Annotated in this window: 15 protein-coding genes; 12 read left to right on the top strand and 3 right to left on the bottom strand. The window is 70.8% G+C overall.

Going from position 1 to position 17546, the window contains the following annotated elements:
- Window positions 1–251: 251 nt before the first annotated feature.
- The 8 genes from ABZ893_RS12725 (at window position 252) to ABZ893_RS12760 (ending at window position 10048) form a co-directional block, all read left to right on the top strand.
- Window positions 252–2195, top strand: a complete 1944-nt coding sequence (locus ABZ893_RS12725; protein WP_361401151.1) for an acyl-CoA dehydrogenase family protein — start codon at window positions 252–254, stop codon at window positions 2193–2195.
- A 67-nt stretch (window positions 2196–2262) separates the two neighbouring features.
- Window positions 2263–2640, top strand: coding sequence for a hypothetical protein (locus ABZ893_RS12730; RefSeq protein WP_361401154.1), 378 nt, complete (start codon window positions 2263–2265; stop codon window positions 2638–2640).
- Window positions 2641–2698: 58 nt separating this feature from the next.
- Complete coding sequence (gene dxr, locus ABZ893_RS12735) at window positions 2699–3964, top strand: 1-deoxy-D-xylulose-5-phosphate reductoisomerase (protein ID WP_361401156.1); 1266 nt, start codon at window positions 2699–2701, stop codon at window positions 3962–3964.
- 8 nt (window positions 3965–3972) lie between these two features.
- Window positions 3973–5265: a site-2 protease family protein gene (locus tag ABZ893_RS12740; protein ID WP_361401352.1), complete on the top strand. Its 1293-nt coding sequence runs from the start codon at window positions 3973–3975 to the stop codon at window positions 5263–5265.
- A gap of 195 nt (window positions 5266–5460) precedes the next feature.
- A complete protein-coding gene (ispG, locus tag ABZ893_RS12745; protein ID WP_361401159.1) occupies window positions 5461–6618 on the top strand; it encodes a flavodoxin-dependent (E)-4-hydroxy-3-methylbut-2-enyl-diphosphate synthase in 1158 nt (385 codons plus the stop codon).
- Between the two features lie 202 nt (window positions 6619–6820).
- Window positions 6821–7669, top strand: coding sequence for a GNAT family N-acetyltransferase (locus ABZ893_RS12750; protein WP_361401162.1), 849 nt, complete (start codon window positions 6821–6823; stop codon window positions 7667–7669).
- A gap of 62 nt (window positions 7670–7731) precedes the next feature.
- The gene (locus tag ABZ893_RS12755) at window positions 7732–8274 is read left to right on the top strand and encodes a GNAT family N-acetyltransferase (protein WP_361401164.1); all 543 of its coding nucleotides are present in this window, start codon (window positions 7732–7734) and stop codon (window positions 8272–8274) included.
- A gap of 79 nt (window positions 8275–8353) precedes the next feature.
- Window positions 8354–10048: a proline--tRNA ligase gene (locus ABZ893_RS12760; protein WP_361401167.1), complete on the top strand. Its 1695-nt coding sequence runs from the start codon at window positions 8354–8356 to the stop codon at window positions 10046–10048.
- A gap of 207 nt (window positions 10049–10255) precedes the next feature.
- Here ABZ893_RS12760 and ABZ893_RS12765 read toward each other — a convergent pair whose 3' ends face one another.
- Genes ABZ893_RS12765 through ABZ893_RS12775 form a run of 3 tightly spaced genes read right to left on the bottom strand, consistent with a single transcriptional unit; the run spans window position 10256 to window position 12155 of the window.
- Window positions 10256–11149 carry an aminoglycoside phosphotransferase family protein gene (locus tag ABZ893_RS12765; protein ID WP_361401170.1) on the bottom strand — a complete coding sequence of 298 codons (894 nt, stop codon included), beginning with the start codon at window positions 11147–11149 and terminating at the stop codon, window positions 10256–10258.
- Between the two features lie 60 nt (window positions 11150–11209).
- Complete coding sequence (locus ABZ893_RS12770; RefSeq protein ID WP_361401173.1) at window positions 11210–11683, bottom strand: ferritin-like domain-containing protein; 474 nt, start codon at window positions 11681–11683, stop codon at window positions 11210–11212.
- Between the two features lies 1 nt (window position 11684).
- Window positions 11685–12155: a hypothetical protein gene (locus ABZ893_RS12775; RefSeq protein WP_361401176.1), complete on the bottom strand. Its 471-nt coding sequence runs from the start codon at window positions 12153–12155 to the stop codon at window positions 11685–11687.
- 227 nt (window positions 12156–12382) lie between these two features.
- Here ABZ893_RS12775 and rimP point away from each other — a divergent pair, with 227 nt between their 5' ends.
- The 4 genes from rimP (at window position 12383) to infB (ending at window position 17512) form a co-directional block, all read left to right on the top strand.
- Window positions 12383–12889, top strand: a complete 507-nt coding sequence (rimP, locus tag ABZ893_RS12780) for a ribosome maturation factor RimP (RefSeq protein ID WP_361401179.1) — start codon at window positions 12383–12385, stop codon at window positions 12887–12889.
- A 2-nt stretch (window positions 12890–12891) separates the two neighbouring features.
- A complete protein-coding gene (nusA, locus tag ABZ893_RS12785) occupies window positions 12892–13890 on the top strand; it encodes a transcription termination factor NusA (protein ID WP_361401182.1) in 999 nt (332 codons plus the stop codon).
- Window positions 13891–13990: 100 nt separating this feature from the next.
- Window positions 13991–14269 (top strand): YlxR family protein, encoded by a 279-nt coding sequence (locus tag ABZ893_RS12790; RefSeq protein ID WP_361401184.1) that lies wholly within the window; start codon window positions 13991–13993, stop codon window positions 14267–14269.
- A 147-nt stretch (window positions 14270–14416) separates the two neighbouring features.
- Window positions 14417–17512: a translation initiation factor IF-2 gene (infB, locus tag ABZ893_RS12795; RefSeq protein ID WP_361401187.1), complete on the top strand. Its 3096-nt coding sequence runs from the start codon at window positions 14417–14419 to the stop codon at window positions 17510–17512.
- Window positions 17513–17546: the final 34 nt, after the last annotated feature.

Raw genomic sequence — 17546 nt, forward strand, 5'->3', positions numbered from 1 at the left:
CCACAGGCACCGCGTAATCTCTCAAGTCTCCGGCGTACGGCCTCTACCGTGCGCCGGGCCGGCAACGGCCGGAGCCCACTGTGCGGGGGCTCCGGCCGTTCGCGTGTACGGGTCGCCCGGATGCGGGCGCGGACGACCCGATCGGTGCGGGGAGGGTGGCCGGGGTGCCGGAATGCGGGTACGAACGAGGGAGCAGCACCGTTCGGTGACCAGGTTCCGGACGGACTCCGACCCGCGGCGAGGTGAGCCCCATGGCGGCCCCGACTTCCCAGCAGCACTCCGTATCGGAACGCGAGGCCCGGCAGGTCGCCGAGGCCGCGCGCGAGCAGGGCTGGCGCAAGCCGAGCTTCGCCAAGGAGCTGTTCCTCGGGCGCTTCAGACTGGACCTGATCCACCCCCACCCGCTCCCCGACGACGAGGACGTGCGGCGCGGGGAGGAATTCCTCGCCGCGATGCGGGAGTTCCTGGAGACGAAGGTCGACGCGGCCCGCATCGAGCGCGAGTCCCAGATCCCCGACGAGGTGATCAAGGGGCTCAAGGAGCTCGGAGCCCTCGGCATGAAGATCGACCGCAAGTACGGCGGCCTCGGCCTCACGCAGGTCTACTACAACAAGGCCCTGTCCCTGGTCGGCTCCGTGAACCCGGCCCTCGGCGCGCTCCTGTCGGCGCACCAGTCCATCGGCGTACCGCAGCCGCTGAAGCTCTTCGGCACCCAGGAGCAGAAGGACGAGTTCCTGCCGCGCTGCGCCCGCACCGACATCAGCGCGTTCCTGCTCACCGAGCCCGACGTCGGCTCGGACCCGGCGCGCCTCGCCACGACCGCCGTGCCCGACGGGGACGACGCGTACCTCGTCGACGGCGTGAAGCTGTGGACGACGAACGGCGTCGTCGCCGACCTGCTCGTCGTCATGGCGCGCGTGCCGAAGAGCGAGGGCCACAAGGGCGGGATCACGGCGTTCGTCGTCGAGGCGGACTCCGAGGGCATCACCGTCGAGAACCGCAACGCGTTCATGGGCCTGCGCGGCATCGAGAACGGCGTCACCCGCTTCCACCGGGTCCGCGTCCCGGCCGCGAACCGCATCGGCCCCGAGGGCGCCGGCCTCAAGATCGCCCTCACCACGCTCAACACCGGGCGCCTCTCGCTGCCCGCGATGTGCGTGGGCGCGGGCAAGTGGTGCCTGAAGATCGCCCGCGAATGGTCGGCCGCCCGCGAACAGTGGGGCAAACCGGTCGCGTACCACGAGGCCGTCGGCCAGAAGATCTCGTTCATCGCCGCCACGACCTTCGCCCTCGAAGCCGTCGTCGACCTCTCCTCCCAGATGGCCGACGAGAACCGCAACGACATCCGCATCGAGGCCGCCCTCGCCAAGCTCTACGGCTCCGAGATGGGCTGCCTCATCGCCGACGAACTGGTCCAGATCCGCGGCGGCCGCGGCTTCGAGACCGCCGAGTCCCTCGCCGCCCGCGGCGAACGCGCCGTCCCCGCCGAGCAGTTGCTCCGCGACCTTCGCATCAACCGCATCTTCGAGGGCTCGACGGAGATCATGCACCTCCTCATCGCCCGCGAGGCCGTCGACGCCCACCTGTCCGTCGCCGGCGACCTCATCGACCCCGACAAATCCCTCTCCGACAAGGCGAAGGCGGGCGCCAAGGCAGGCAACTTCTACGCCCGCTGGCTCCCGAAACTCGTCGCGGGCCCCGGCCAACTCCCCAGCTCCTACAGCGAGTTCCACCCGAACGGGTACGCGGACCTCTCCGGCCATCTGCGCTTCGTGGAACGCTCCGCGCGCAAGCTGGCCCGCTCCACCTTCTACGCCATGTCCCGCTGGCAGGGAAAGATGGAGACCAAGCAGGGCTTCCTCGCCCGGATCGTCGACATCGGCGCCGAACTCTTCGCGATGAGCGCGGCCTGCGTACGGGCCGAACTCCTGCGCACCAGCGGCGAACACGGCCGCGAGGCGTACAGGCTCGCCGACGCGTTCTGCCGCCAGTCCCGCCTCCGCGTCGACGAACTCTTCCGGCGCCTGTGGACCAACACCGACAGCGTCGACCGCGCCCTCACCAAGGGCGTGCTCAAGGGGTCGTACACCTGGCTGGAACAGGGCGTCATCGACCCGAGCGGCGACGGCCCGTGGATCGCGGACGCGACCCCCGGCCCCCCGCAGCGCCCGGACGTCCACCGCTCCATCCGCTGAACCGCCCCGGGGCCCACGGGTAAGTTGCTCACCGCAACGCTCACAGGCCCCGGGGGAGACGTAAGCCATGCGCGACGACCGCACGTACCGCAACGACCTGGAACGGCGGTTCCTCGCCGAAGCGCTGAAAATGCGCACACGCGGCGGTTGGCTGCTCGTCGCCGCCGCGCTCATGTGGCTGTTCCTGCTGGCCAGGCTCCTGCTGCCGTCGAGCGTCTTCCTCGCGGCCGGCGGCGGGAGCTGCCACGGCCCGCTCCTCTTGGAGACGGTCAGAGAAAGCTACGACGGCCGCGTCTACGACAGTTGCGTCCTCGACGCCTGGCCGACCCTGTTCGCCGTCCTCGCCCTCTCCGTCCCCGTGGGCCTGGCCGGCGCCGTCCTCTACGTACGCGGCGTCATCAGCGCCAACCTCAGCCACTACATCCGCTCCATGACCGGGCACTGAGCCGAACCGCCGGGGACGCGCTGTCCGCCGGGGCCGGCGGCCACGCCACAATGGGGGCATGAGCGACAGCGCATCACCCCTCGCGGACCCTCATCTCGTCTACGACCCCTCCGGTTCGGACGGCCCGCGCGAGGTCGTCATCCTCGGCTCCACGGGCTCGATCGGCACCCAGGCCATCGACCTGGTCCTGCGCAACCCCGACCGCTTCACGGTCACGGCGCTGTCCGCCGCCGGCGGCAGGGTCGGCCTCCTCGCCGAACAGGCCAGACAGCTCCGCGTACGCACCGTCGCGGTCGCCCGCGAGGACGCCGTACCCGCCCTGCGCGAGGCCCTGCGCGAGCAGTACGGCGACGGCGAGCCGCTCCCCGAGATCCTGGCAGGACCCGACGCGGCCACCCAGCTCGCGGCCTCCCCCTGCCACACCGTCCTCAACGGCATCACCGGATCCATCGGCCTCGCCCCGACCCTCGCCGCACTCGAGGCCGGGCGCACCCTCGCCCTCGCCAACAAGGAGTCGCTGATCGTCGGCGGCCCCCTGGTCAAGGCGCTCGCGAAGCCCGGCCAGATCATCCCGGTCGACTCCGAGCACGCCGCGCTCTTCCAGGCCCTCGCGGCCGGCAAGCGCGCCGACGTACGCAAGCTCGTCGTCACCGCGTCCGGCGGCCCCTTCAGAGGACGGACGAAGGCGGACCTCGCCAACGTCAGGCCCGAGGACGCGCTCGCGCACCCGACCTGGGCGATGGGCCCCGTCATCACCGTCAACTCCGCGACCCTCGTCAACAAGGGCCTGGAGGTGATCGAGGCCCACCTCCTCTACGACATTCCGTTCGAGCAGATCGAGGTCGTCGTCCACCCGCAGTCCTACGTGCACTCCATGGTCGAGTTCACGGACGGCTCCACGCTCGCCCAGGCCACCCCGCCCGACATGCGCGGACCCATCGCGATCGGCCTCGGCTGGCCCGAGCGCATCCCGGGCGCCGCGCCCGCGTTCGACTGGACGAAGGCGTCGAGCTGGGAGTTCTTCCCGCTCGACACCGAGGCCTTCCCCTCGGTGGGGCTCGCCCGGCACGTGGGCAAGCTCGCGGGCACGGCCCCGGCGGTGTTCAATGCGGCGAACGAGGAGTGCGTCGACGCGTTCCTGAACGGCGGACTGCCGTTCAACGGCATCATGGAGACCGTCACGAGGGTCGTCGAGGAACACGGCGTTCCCGCGGCGGGAACTTCACTGACCGTCGCGGACGTCCTCGAAGCGGAGACCTGGGCACGCGCCCGGGCCCGCGAACTGACGGCACAGGCGACATCGACCGCGGAGGCTCGTGCATGACGACCCTGATGATGATCCTCGGCATAGTCGTCTTCGCGATCGGACTCCTGATCTCGATCGCCTGGCACGAGCTGGGGCATCTGTCGACCGCGAAGCTCTTCAAGATCCGCGTGCCCCAGTACATGGTCGGCTTCGGCCCGACGATCTGGTCGCGTAAGAAGGGCGACACGGAGTACGGCGTCAAGGCGGTCCCGCTCGGCGGCTACATCCGCATGATCGGCATGTTCCCGCCCGGCCCGGACGGAAAGGTCGAAGCCCGCTCGACCTCGCCGTTCCGCAGCATGGTCGAGGACGCGCGCGCCGCCGCCTTCGAGGAGCTCCAGCCCGGCGACGAGGACCGCCTCTTCTACACGCGCAAGCCGTGGAAGCGGGTCATCGTGATGTTCGCGGGCCCGTTCATGAACCTGATCCTCGCGTTCGGCCTGTTCCTCACGGTCCTCATGGGCTTCGGCATCCCGCAGCAGACCACCACGGTCAGCGAGGTGCAGCAGTGCGTGGTCAAGCAGAGCGAGAACCGCGACACCTGCAAGTCGTCCGACCCCGCGTCCCCGGCCGCCGCGGCCGGACTGCGCGCCAAGGACAAGATCGTCTCGTTCAACGGCGTGAAGACCGACCGCTGGAACACCCTCTCCGACGAGATCCGCGCCAACCCCGGCCGGAACGTCGACATCGTCGTCGTGCGCGACGGCCACGAGAAGGTCCTGCACGCCAAGATCGCCACCAACCAGGTCGCGAAGAAGGACAGCAGCGGCCAGATCGTCAAGGGCCAGTACGTCACCGCCGGCTTCCTCGGCTTCAGCGCCTCCACCGGCGTCGTGCACCAGGACTTCGGCGAGTCCGTCACCTGGATGGGAGACCGCGTCGATGACGCGGTGCACTCGCTCGCCGCACTGCCCGGCAAGGTCCCGGCCCTGTGGGACGCGGCCTTCGGCAACGGCCCGCGCGAGCCGGACTCGCCCATGGGCGTCGTCGGCGCCGCCCGCGTCGGCGGGGAGATCTTCAACCTGGACATCCCGGCCACCCAGCAGATCGGCATGGCCCTGATGCTCGTGGCGGGCTTCAACCTGTCGCTGTTCCTCTTCAACATGCTGCCGCTGCTTCCGCTGGACGGCGGACACATCGCGGGCGCCCTGTGGGAGGCACTCCGCCGCCATGTCGCGCGAGTCTTCAAACGCCCCGACCCGGGCCCGTTCGACGTGGCGAAGCTCATGCCGGTGGCGTACGTGGTGGCAGGCGTCTTCGTCTGCTTCACGTTGCTGGTGCTGATCGCTGACGTGGTGAATCCCGTCAAGATCTCGTAGTAACCACGGGTTCCAGGCGGCCGGGCATGGTGTGTGCCCGGCCGCCTGCCTTTGGGTGGACTTGGGTACGGGATGTGCTCCGGCCCGTGCCGGTGCCGTAATCTCGAAGCCTGGAGCCCGCTCACCACGGACCCGATCCGTGTCGTCCCTTCCCGGGCTCGGGTCTCGAATCCACACCTTGGGGTTGCACAGCAGATGACCGCGATTTCTCTCGGTATGCCGTCCGTTCCGACCAAGCTCGCCGAGCGCCGCAAAAGCCGGCAGATCCAGGTCGGCACCGTGGCGGTAGGCGGAGACGCACCGGTGTCGGTGCAGTCCATGACGACGACCCGTACGTCCGACATCGGCGCCACGCTCCAGCAGATCGCCGAGCTCACCGCGTCCGGCTGCCAGATCGTCCGCGTCGCCTGCCCCACGCAGGACGACGCCGACGCCCTCGCCACCATCGCGAAGAAGTCGCAGATCCCCGTCATCGCGGACATCCACTTCCAGCCGAAGTACGTCTTCGCCGCCATCGACGCCGGCTGCGCCGCGGTCCGCGTGAACCCGGGCAACATCAAGCAGTTCGACGACAAGGTCAAGGAGATCGCGCGCGCCGCCAAGGACGCGGGCACCCCGATCCGCATCGGCGTGAACGCGGGCTCGCTCGACGCCCGTCTCCTCAAGAAGTACGGCAAGGCCACCCCCGAGGCGCTCGTCGAGTCCGCCCTGTGGGAGGCGTCGCTCTTCGAGGAGCACGGCTTCCGCGACATCAAGATCTCGGTCAAGCACAACGACCCGGTCGTGATGGTGAACGCCTACCGGCAGCTCGCCGCCCAGTGCGACTACCCGCTGCACCTCGGTGTCACCGAGGCCGGCCCTGCCTTCCAGGGCACCATCAAGTCCGCCGTCGCCTTCGGCGCGCTGCTCTCCGAGGGCATCGGCGACACCATCCGCGTCTCCCTCTCGGCCCCGCCGGTCGAGGAGATCAAGGTGGGCAACCAGATCCTGGAGTCCCTGAACCTCAAGCCGCGCCGCCTGGAGATCGTCTCCTGCCCGTCCTGCGGCCGCGCCCAGGTCGACGTCTACAAGCTCGCCGAGGAAGTCACCGCAGGCCTCGACGGCATGGAGGTCCCGCTGCGCGTCGCCGTCATGGGCTGCGTCGTGAACGGCCCGGGCGAGGCCCGCGAGGCCGACCTCGGCGTCGCCTCCGGCAACGGCAAGGGCCAGATCTTCGTCAAGGGCGAGGTCATCAAGACCGTCCCCGAGTCGAAGATCGTCGAGACCCTCATCGAAGAGGCACTGAAGATCGCGGAGCAGATGGAGAAGGACGGGGTCGCCTCCGGCGAGCCGACGGTGGCCGTCGCGGGCTGACTCTGACGGTGCGGTTGCTCGCGCCCCTGAAGGGGCGCGGGGCCGTGACATCGTGCGGCTCCGCCGCGTGGGCGCGACCAGCCACGACGCTGCCGCAGCCGCCCCAGAGCAAGAACCCGGCACACGAGAGCGCACCCCACAAGTCCGCCAGGTACAGTGCGGGGGCCCCAGAGATGTCGTCCCGCCCCGCCGTGAGGCCCCCGTGCTGACGCAGACCACCACCCGGGTCCTCGAACCGAGTGACCTCGACGCCGCGCTCGCCGTACTCGGCCGCGAGCCCGTCGCCAACGCCTTCGTGACCGCCCGCGTCCAGGTCGCCGGCCTCGACCCCTGGCGGCTCGGCGGCGAGATGTGGGGCTGGTACGAGGACGGAATGCTGGAGTCCCTCTGCTACGCCGGCGCCAACCTCGTCCCGATCTGCGCCACCCCGAGAGCCGTCCGCGGCTTCGCCGACCGCGCCCGCCGGTCCGGCCGCCGCTGCTCCTCCATCGTCGGCCCCGCCGAACCCACCGCCCTGCTCTGGCGCCTGCTCGAACCGAACTGGGGCCCCGCCAGAGAAGTACGGGCCCACCAGCCCCTCATGGTCACCGACCGGCTCCCCGCCGGCATCGCCCCGGACCCCTACGTCCGCCGCGTCCGCAAGGACGAGATGGAGACGATCATGCCGGCGTGCGTGGCGATGTTCACCGAGGAGGTCGGCGTCTCGCCGCTCGCCGGTGACGGGGGCCTGCTCTACCAGGCACGCGTGGCCGAACTCGTGGGCTCGGGGCGCGCGTTCGCCCGGCTCGACGAGAACGGCAAGGTCGTCTTCAAGGCCGAGATCGGCGCCGCGACGAAGGAGGCCTGCCAGATCCAGGGCGTGTGGATCGCCCCCGAGTACCGCGGCCACGGCCTCGCCGCCCCCGGCATGGCAGCCGTCCTGCGCTACGCCCTCATGGATGTCGCACCCGTGGTCAGCCTCTACGTCAACGACTTCAACACCCCGGCGCGGGCGGCCTACCGCCGGGTCGGATTCGAGGAAGTCGGCGCGTTCATGAGCGTCCTCTTCTGACGTTCCGGAGCCACCTTTCCGATCTTCGGAAAGCTGCCGACGCGACCTGTAGTCTCCGCGTCATGACCCACGACGACGACGTCACCATCGGGCCTCTCGACCTCGCGTCACACGTGGACGAGGCACTCGCCGTGCAGGCGTACGCCTTCGGGCTGAGCGACGACGAGATCGCCGTACGCCGCCAGATCGTGCTGCGGCACCTCACCTACCCCGGAGCGCGCGCCCTCGGCGCCCACACCACGGGCGGCCGCCTCGTCGGCTTCGTCTACGGGATGCCGAACGACCGGGCTCACTGGTGGTCCACCGTCGTCGAGCCGTACCTGCGCTCGCGTGACCTCGACCGGTGGCTCGACGACTCCTTCGTGATCACCGAGCTGCACGTCCACCCGCGCTACCAGAACCGCGGGATCGGACGCTCCCTCATCACCACCATCACCGACAGCGCCGACGAGCCCCGCTCGATCCTGTCCGCCATCGACCAGGACAGCCCGGCCCGCGGCCTCTACCGCTCGCTCGGCTACCAGGACCTCGCCCGCAAGGTGCTGTTCCCCGGCGCACCGAGGCCCTACGCGGTCATGGGCGCACCGCTTCCGCTGCGTCGTTGAGCGAATCCGATTTCCGGGCGCGGCCCGCGCCCGGCTAACCTCCTGGGCATCCCTATCTTTCGCAGCAGGAGTCAAAATCATGGCCCAGGTCCAGCGCATGTCCCGATTGATGGTCAAGACACTGCGTGACGACCCGGCCGACGCCGAGACGCTCAACCACAAGCTGCTCGTGCGGGCCGGGTACGTGCGCCGTACGGCGGCGGGCATCTGGTCGTGGCTCCCGCTCGGCAAGAAGGTCCTCGAGAACGTCGCCCGCGTCGTCCGCGAGGAGATGGACGAGATGGGCGGCCAGGAGGTCCTGCTCCCGGCCCTGCTGCCCAAGGAGCCCTACGAGGCGACGGGACGCTGGGAGGAGTACGGCCCCGAGCTGTTCCGCCTCAAGGACCGCAAGGGCGCGGAGTACCTCCTCGGCCCGACCCACGAGGAGATCTTCACGCAGCTGGTCAAGGACCAGTGCTCGTCCTACAAGGACCTGCCGGTGATCCTCTACCAGATCCAGGCGAAGTACCGCGACGAGGCCCGCCCGCGCGCCGGCATCCTGCGCGGCCGCGAGTTCCTGATGAAGGACTCGTACTCCTTCGACACCACGGACGAGGGCCTGGCCGAGTCGTACGCGCTGCACCGCGAGGCGTACATCAAGATCTTCAACCGCCTCGGTCTCGACCACCGCATCGTCTCCGCCGTCTCGGGCGCGATGGGCGGCTCGGCCTCCGAGGAGTTCCTCGCCCCGGCCCCCGCCGGCGAGGACACCTTCGTCGACTGCCCCGCGTGCGACTACGCGGCCAACACCGAGGCCGTCACCTTCGTCGCCAAGGCCGCCGAGAGCGTCGAGCACCCGGCCGTCGAGGAGCTGGACACCGCCGACACCCCGACCATCGAGACCCTCGCCGCTCACCTCGGCGTCGAGGCCTCCGCCACCCTCAAGAACCTCCTCGTCAAGGTCGACGGTGAGATCGTCGCCGTCGGCGTCCCCGGCGACCGCGAGGTCGACCTCGGCAAGCTGGGCGAGCACCTTTCCCCGGCCGTCGTCGAGCTCGTCACCGCCGAGGACTTCGAGGGCCGCGACGACCTGGTACGCGGCTACGTCGGCCCGCAGGGCCTGGACAAGGTCCGTTACATCGCCGACCCGCGCGTCGCCGCGGGCACTGCCTGGATCACCGGCGCCAACAAGGCCGGCAAGCACGCGAAGAACGTCGTCGTGGGCCGTGACTTCGAGGTCGACGACTACCTCGACGTCGTCGTGGTCGAGGCGGGCGACCCCTGCCCCAAGTGCGGCACCGGCCTGCGCCTGGACCGCGCCATCGAGATCGGCCACATCTTCCAGCTCGGCCGCAAGTACGCCGACGCCTTCCAGCTCGACGTCCTCGGCAACCAGGGCAAGCCGGTCCGCGTGACCATGGGCTCGTACGGCATCGGCGTCTCCCGCGCGGTGGCCGCCCTCGCCGAGCAGCTCGCCGACGACAAGGGCCTGTGCTGGCCGAAGGAGATCGCCCCGGCCGACGTCCACGTGGTCGCCGCCGGCAAGGCCCTCCAGACGGAGCTGGCCCTCGAGGTCTCCCAGAAGCTGGCCGACGCGGGCGTCCGCGTCCTGGTCGACGACCGCGCCGGCGTCTCCCCGGGTGTGAAGTTCACCGACGCCGAACTGATCGGCGTCCCCCAGATCCTGGTAGCAGGCCGCCGCTCCGCCGAGGGCATCGTCGAACTCAAGGACCGCAAGACGGGCGAGCGCGAGGAAGTAACGGTCGAAGAGGCCATCGCGCGCCTCACGGCGTAATCATCGGTATGTGACTGAGGGCCGGGACGCCGCGTCCCGGCCCTCAGTCGTGCCCCGAAGAGGTTCGGGGCTGTGCCATCGTGCGGCTCCGCCGACGGGCTGTCATTTCAGCCCGTCCGGCGTTTGAGGACCGGGGTCTGGGGCGGAGCCCCAGGAACTTCGGGAAGGGGCGGGTTGGGGGAGAAGAACCGTCCCTACAACCGGCCCCTACAGCCACCCCGCAAACTCCAGCAACAGCTCCGCATCCCGCGCCCGCCCCACCCGCAGCGCCCGAACCCCCGACTCAACGGCCCGGAACAACGTCCACCCCCGCAACCGCTCCTGATCCACATCCAACGACTCCGCAAGCCGCTTGACCCGCCGCCGCGTAGTCGTCGCCCCCGACGGCGAAGCGATCAGATCCTCCACCCGGTCCCGGACAAGGCGCGCAAGATCAAAGGCGCACTCACCCACGACCGGATCGGGCCCCACCGCGAGCCAAGGAGTCCGCTCCCCGGCAAGGACCTTGCTCTGCCGGAACGTCCCGTGCAGCAACCGCTTCTCAGGCGGAGCCACAAGCAGATCGTCCCGAGCAGTGAGCGCCGCGTCGACGAGCGGCACGACATCCGGCTCGATGTCCGCCGTCGCCCGCATCAGCTCGGCCTGCCGCCCCGTCCGGTCGGCGACCGTCTCGCAGGACCGCCACGACGGCGGGTCCACCCACAGCCTGCGCAGCGTTCCGGCCGCCTCGAGAAGCGCCTTCGCCTCAGGCAGCGACCGCACCGACATGTCCGGATGCAGCCGCTCCAGAAGCAGGTCCCCGCCGTCACCGACGAGCTGCACCGCCCCGAAGCCGTTCCACTGCGTGAGCGCCGCGTGCTCGGCCTCCGGGCGGTAGCGCTCCGGCGCCAGCTTGAGGACGGCGGGCGAACCGTCGGCCCGCCGCACCAGCACGACAAGGCTGCTGCGCCCACCCGGCACATGCACCCGCTCGACCGTCAGTTCCAGCCGCTCCACGGTCTGACGGAGTAGCTCCGGCAGGCTCGCCAGCCACGCGGACGCCCCCTCGTCCCGCACCTCCTCCAGTGCGTTGACCAGCCGCTTCGGCGCTTCGTAAGACATGCGCGAGCAACTCCCTTCCCCGTGACCGTCCCCGCGGACCGTTCCTGTGACAGTGACTGCCTATGCCCGCGGTGTCGAGGGCGCGTCCCGCGCCGCTGACCGCTCGGCGAGTCCAGGGAAGGCTACGCTCCCGCCGCGCCACCGCACCGCCCGCACCGCTGCCTCCCGCAGCGCATCGGCCGCCGCCCGGCGTCGCGCGCCCTGCGCCGCCCGCACGAGGTCCGAGTACACCCCGGCGACCCGGTCCTCGATGTCCGCCGCGAGCCGCGCAGCCGCGCCCGAGTCCGGCACGGGGAAGGGCAGCGCGTAGGCACCCGCGGACGGCTCGGGCTCGCCGCCGAGGTCACGCACCGTGCGCCGCAGATCGTCCCGACGCGCCCGGTGAGCGTCGTACGCGGTACGCGCCTCGCCCTTGCGGTCCTCCTTGATCCGGCCGCCGACCACGCCGTACCCGTACACGGCCGCGTGCTCGGCGCCCAGTGCCGCCTGGAGCGCGGCCAGGAGCTCCTTGTCGCTGTCGCTCGTGCGGGCCATCTCAGTCCTCCGTCAGCAGATACGCGTGGCCGGCGCCCGCCGCGGCCACCGAGGCGAGCAGGCGGGCCAGTTCGGCGGGGGCGTCGACCAGGTCGGACGCCCGGCGCCCGGCGATGTCCCGCTCGGCCGCCGCCAGCGCCTTCACGGTGTCCTTCGCGGAGGGCGGAGCCGCGGGGGGCTTGCTCGGCGAAGGCGAAGGCGAAGGCGAGGGCGAGGCGGGCGCCGACGGACGCGCCGCCGCGCCGAAGGCCTTCGCGTGCCGGGCCACCTCGTCCCGCAGCGGGCCCAGCCGGGCGGCCAGGAAGGGATGGGCCGCGAGCGCGGCCTCGTACCGGTCGAGCAGGCCGTTGCTGTCGCGGGCCGCGCGCGCCGTGATGCGCTGCGCGGCGGAGACGCTGCTCGCGCCCCGCGCGCCGCCCGACGAGGAGTCCTCGCCGTCCGAACAGCCCGTCAGAAGCGCGGCTCCGGCCACCCCGGCCAGCAAGCTCCTTCTACGCGGCCCCGAGGGGACCCCAGTGGTCAAAGGCACGGCAGACGTCCTCGGGAGGAAGGATTCAGCAGGAGGGATGGGCGCACGCCCGGTGATCACCGTACCTGCGGCCCGGGCCGGGTGGACGGCAACACCCCCCTGGACCGGATACCCTTTGACCTGACACACGACGAGACCACAACAGCACACGCGGCCGAGGAGTCACCCGGATGAGCACCACCCAGAGCGAGAGGCTGCGGTCACTACTGGAACCGCTCGTGAGCTCCCAGGGCCTCGATCTCGAAGAGATCGAAGTGGCGTCGGTCGGACGCAAGCGCGTGCTGCGAGTCGTCGTCGACTCCGATACCGGGGCGGACCTGGACCAGGTCGCCGATGTGAGCCGCGCGCTCTCGGCGAAGCTGGACGAGACGGACGCCATGGGCGAGGGCGAGTACGACCTCGAGGTCGGCACCCCCGGCGCCGAGCGCGCCCTGACCGAGCACCGCCACTATGTGCGCGCCGTCGACCGCCTGGTGAAGTTCCAGCTGGCCGACGCGAGCGAGCTCGTGGCGCGGATCCTGACCGTGGACGACGAGGGCGTGGACCTCGAGGTGCCCGGCGTGAAGGGGCGCAAGCCCACCGCCCGGCGGATCACCTTCGACGACATCGCCAAGGCGCGCGTCCAGGTCGAGTTCAACCGCAAGAACAAGAACGAAGAGAATGAGGAGGAGGCGTAGCCATGGACATCGACATGAGTGCCCTGCGGGGTCTGGTTCGGGAGAAGGAGATCTCCTTCGACCTCCTCGTCGAGGCGATCGAGTCGGCCCTCCTCATCGCGTACCACCGCACCGAGGGAAGCCGTCGCCACGCGCGCGTGCGCCTCGACCGCGAGAGCGGCCATGTGACGGTGTGGGCGAAGGAGGACCCGTCCGAGCTCGAAGAGGGCCAGGAGGCCCGGGAGTTCGACGACACCCCGTCCGACTTCGGCCGGATCGCCGCGACGACCGCCAAGCAGGTCATCCTGCAGCGGCTGCGCGACGCCGAGGACGACGCGACGCTCGGTGAGTACGCCGGACGCGAGGGCGACATCGTGACGGGCGTGGTCCAGCAGGGCCGCGACCCGAAGAACGTGCTGGTCGACATCGGCAAGCTCGAGGCCATCCTGCCGGTGCAGGAGCAGGTCCCGGGCGAGGAGTACCAGCACGGTATGCGCCTTCGCTCGTACGTGGTGCGCGTGGCGAAGGGTGTGCGCGGCCCGTCCGTGACCCTGTCGCGCACGCACCCCAACCTGGTGAAGAAGCTGTTCGCGCTCGAGGTACCCGAGATCGCCGACGGTTCCGTCGAGATCTCCGCCATCGCGCGCGAGGCCGGGCACCGCACCAAGATCGCGGTCCGCTCGACCCGCTCCGGCCTGAACGCCAAGGGCGCCTGCATCGGCCCGATGGGCGGCCGCGTGCGCAATGTCATGGCCGAGCTCAACGGCGAGAAGATCGACATCGTCGACTGGTCCGACGACCCGGCGGACATGGTGGCCAACGCCCTGTCGCCGGCGCGGGTGACCAAGGTCGAGGTCGTCGACATGGCCGCCCGCTCCGCGCGGGTGATCGTGCCGGACTACCAGCTGTCGCTGGCCATCGGCAAGGAGGGCCAGAACGCCCGCCTCGCCGCGCGGCTCACCGGCTGGCGGATCGACATCCGTCCCGACACCGAGCAGCAGGGCCCGTCCGGCGCTGAATAAATCAGTGGCGTGCCCGGGCGGTGACCACAAAGATCACGACAACAACCGTTCGATTTTTGCCCCAAAGGGGTGAGGTCGGTACGGGGAGGTAGACTTAATCGTGTCTGGCCGGACGGATGCCCGTGTATGCCCAGAACGCACGTGTGTGGGCTGCCGGGAGCGAGCGGCCAAGAGCGATCTGCTGCGCATCGTGGCGGTCGGTGGCGAATGCGTCCCCGATCATCGCGGTACGCTGCCCGGCCGGGGTGCGTATGTGCACCCCGCTCCGGCGTGTCTGGACCTGGCGGTCCGCCGCCGGGCGTTCCAGAGGGCGTTCAAGGCCCCTGGACCGTTCGACACGGAGGCGCTGCGCCACCGCGTCGAGCAGGCAACACCGTAAGACATGACCGCACGGGGCCCCCGTGCGGTCCTGGTACCTCGCGAGTTGGAAGTAGGTCGAGATTGCGATGAGCACTCGATGAGTACGCGATGAGTACGCCCATGAAGTAGCGACGGTCCGGCGTAACCCGGACCTAAAAGGAGCGAAGTGGCTAAGGTCCGGGTATACGAACTCGCCAAGGAGTTCGGGGTGGAGAGCAAGGTCGTCATGGCCAAGCTCCAAGAACTCGGTGAATTTGTCCGTTCGGCGTCCTCGACGATCGAGGCGCCCGTTGTACGCAAGCTGACTGACGCCCTCCAGCAGGGCAGCGGTGGCGGCAAGCCCGCCCCGCGCAAGGCCGCGCCCGCGAAGCCCTCGCCGGCCCGTCCGACCCCTTCTCCGGCGCAGGCCGCCAAGCCGGCCGCCCCGCGTCCGGCGGCTCCCAAGCCCGCCGCCGCGGAGAAGCCCGCTGCCCCGGCCCCGGTCACCCCGGTCGCCGGTCAGCGCCCCACGCCCGGCCCCAAGCCGGCCCCGCGTCCCGCCGCTCCGGCGCCGGCCGCGCCCGAGTTCACGGCGCCGCCCGCGGCTCCGGCTCCCGCCGCACAGGCCCCCGCGGCCCCGCCGGCCGCCGGTCCGCGCCCGGGTGCCCGTCCCGGCGCTCCCAAGCCCGGTGGTGCCCGTCCGGCCGCGCCCGGCCAGGGTGGTCAGGGTCAGGCCCGCGGCGACCGTCAGGGTGCCCCGCGCCCCGGCGGCCAGGGTGGTCAGGGTGGTCAGGGCCAGCGTCCCGGCGCCCGTCCGGCCGGCCCGCGTCCCGGTAACAACCCGTTCACGTCCGGTGGCTCCACCGGTATGGCGCGCCCGCAGGCGCCCCGTCCCGGCGGCGCCCCGCGTCCCGGCGGCGGCCAGGGCGGCCCCGGCGGCCCGCGTCCGCAGGGTGGCCCCGGTGGCGCCCCGCGCCCGCAGGGTCAGGGCGGCGCCCGTCCGACCCCCGGTGGTATGCCCCGTCCGCAGGGCGGCGCCCCGCGTCCCGGCGGCGCTCCCGGTGGTAACCGTCCGAACCCGGGCATGATGCCGCAGCGTCCCGCTGCCGGCCCGCGTCCCGGTGGTGGCCCCGGCGGTGGCCGTGGTCCCGGCGGCGGCGGTCGTCCGGGTGGCGGCGGCGGTCGTCCCGGTGGCGGCGGCTTCGCCGGCCGTCCCGGTGGCGGTGGCGGCGGCTTCGCCGGTCGTCCGGGTGCGCCCGGTGCCGGTGGTGGCGGCGGCTTCGCCGGTCGTCCCGGTGGCGGCGGTGGCCGTCCCGGCTTCGGTGGCCGTCCCGGCGGTCCCGGTGGCCGCGGTGGCACGCAGGGTGCCTTCGGCCGTCCCGGCGGGCCCGCCCGTCGTGGCCGCAAGTCGAAGCGGCAGAGGCGCCAGGAGTACGAGGCCATGCAGGCCCCGTCGGTCGGCGGCGTCATGCTGCCTCGCGGCAACGGACAGTCCGTCCGTCTGTCGCGCGGTGCCTCCCTCACCGACTTCGCGGAGAAGATCAACGCCAACCCGGCGTCGCTCGTCGCCGTGATGATGAACCTCGGCGAGATGGTGACGGCCACGCAGTCCGTCTCCGACGAGACGCTGAAGCTCCTCGCCGACGAGATGAACTACATCCTCGAGATCGTCAGCCCGGAGGAGGAGGACCGCGAGCTTCTCGAGTCCTTCGACATCGAGTTCGGCGAGGACGAGGGTGGCGAGGAGTTCCTCGTCGCGCGTCCGCCGGTCGTGACCGTCATGGGTCACGTCGACCACGGTAAGACCCGACTGCTCGACACCATCCGCAAGACGAACGTCGTCGCGGGCGAGGCCGGCGGTATCACGCAGCACATCGGTGCGTACCAGGTCACGACCGAGGTCAACGAAGAAGAGCGTCGCATCACCTTCATCGACACCCCGGGTCACGAGGCGTTCACCGCCATGCGTGCCCGTGGTGCGAAGTCGACCGACATCGCGATCCTCGTGGTGGCGGCCAACGACGGTGTGATGCCTCAGACGATCGAGGCGCTGAACCACGCCAAGGCGGCCGACGTGCCGATCGTGGTCGCGGTCAACAAGATCGACGTCGAGGGTGCCGACCCGACCAAGGTGCGCGGTCAGCTCACCGAGTTCGGTCTGGTGGCCGAGGAGTACGGCGGCGACACGATGTTCGTCGACATCTCCGCCAAGCAGGGTCTGAACATCGACCAGCTGCTCGAGGCCGTGGTCCTGACCGCGGACGCCTCGCTCGACCTGCGGGCCAACCCGGAGCAGGACGCGCAGGGTATTGCGATCGAGTCCCACCTCGACCGCGGCCGCGGTGCCGTCTCCACCGTCCTCGTCCAGCGCGGAACGCTGCGCATCGGCGACACGATGGTGGTCGGCGACGCGTACGGCCGTGTCCGGGCGATGCTCGACGACAACGGCAACAACGTCGAGGAAGCGGGTCCGTCGACCCCCGTCCTGGTCCTGGGTCTCACCAACGTCCCGGGCGCCGGCGACAACTTCCTGGTCGTCGACGAGGACCGTACGGCCCGTCAGATCGCCGAGAAGCGTGCCGCTCGCGAGCGCAACGCCAACTTCGCGCGGCGTGGCGTCAGGTTCTCCCTGGAGAACCTGGACGAGGCCCTCAAGGCCGGTCTGGTGCAGGAACTCAACCTCATCATCAAGGGCGACGCGTCCGGTTCGGTGGAGGCTCTCGAGTCCTCGCTGCTCCAGCTCGACGTCGGCGAAGAGGTCGACATCCGCGTCCTGCACCGCGGCGTGGGTGCCGTCACCGAGTCGGACATCGACCTGGCGACCGGTTCCGACGCGATCGTCATCGGCTTCAACGTCCGCGCCGCGGGCCGCGCAGCCCAGATGGCGGACCGCGAGGGCGTCGACGTCCGCTACTACTCGGTGATCTACCAGGCCATCGAGGAGATCGAGGCGGCCCTCAAGGGCATGCTCAAGCCGGAGTACGAAGAGGTCGAGCTCGGCACGGCGGAGATCCGCGAGATCTTCCGCTCGTCCAAGCTGGGCAACATCGCCGGTGTGCTCGTCCGGTCCGGCGAGGTCAAGCGCAACACCAAGGCGCGCCTGCTGCGCGATGGCAAGGTCATCGCGGAGAACCTCAACATCTCCGGTCTGCGTCGCTTCAAGGACGACGTCACCGAGATCCGCGAAGGCTTCGAGGGCGGTATCAACCTCGGAAACTTCAACGACATCAAGGTCGACGACGTCATCGCGACCTACGAGATGCGCGAGAAGCCGCGCGCCTGATCAGCGCACAGCTCAAGGTCGGGGCCGGTCGGCG

The sequence above is a fragment of the Streptomyces sp. NPDC046821 genome (assembly GCF_040645335.1).
GTDB lineage: Bacteria > Actinomycetota > Actinomycetes > Streptomycetales > Streptomycetaceae > Streptomyces.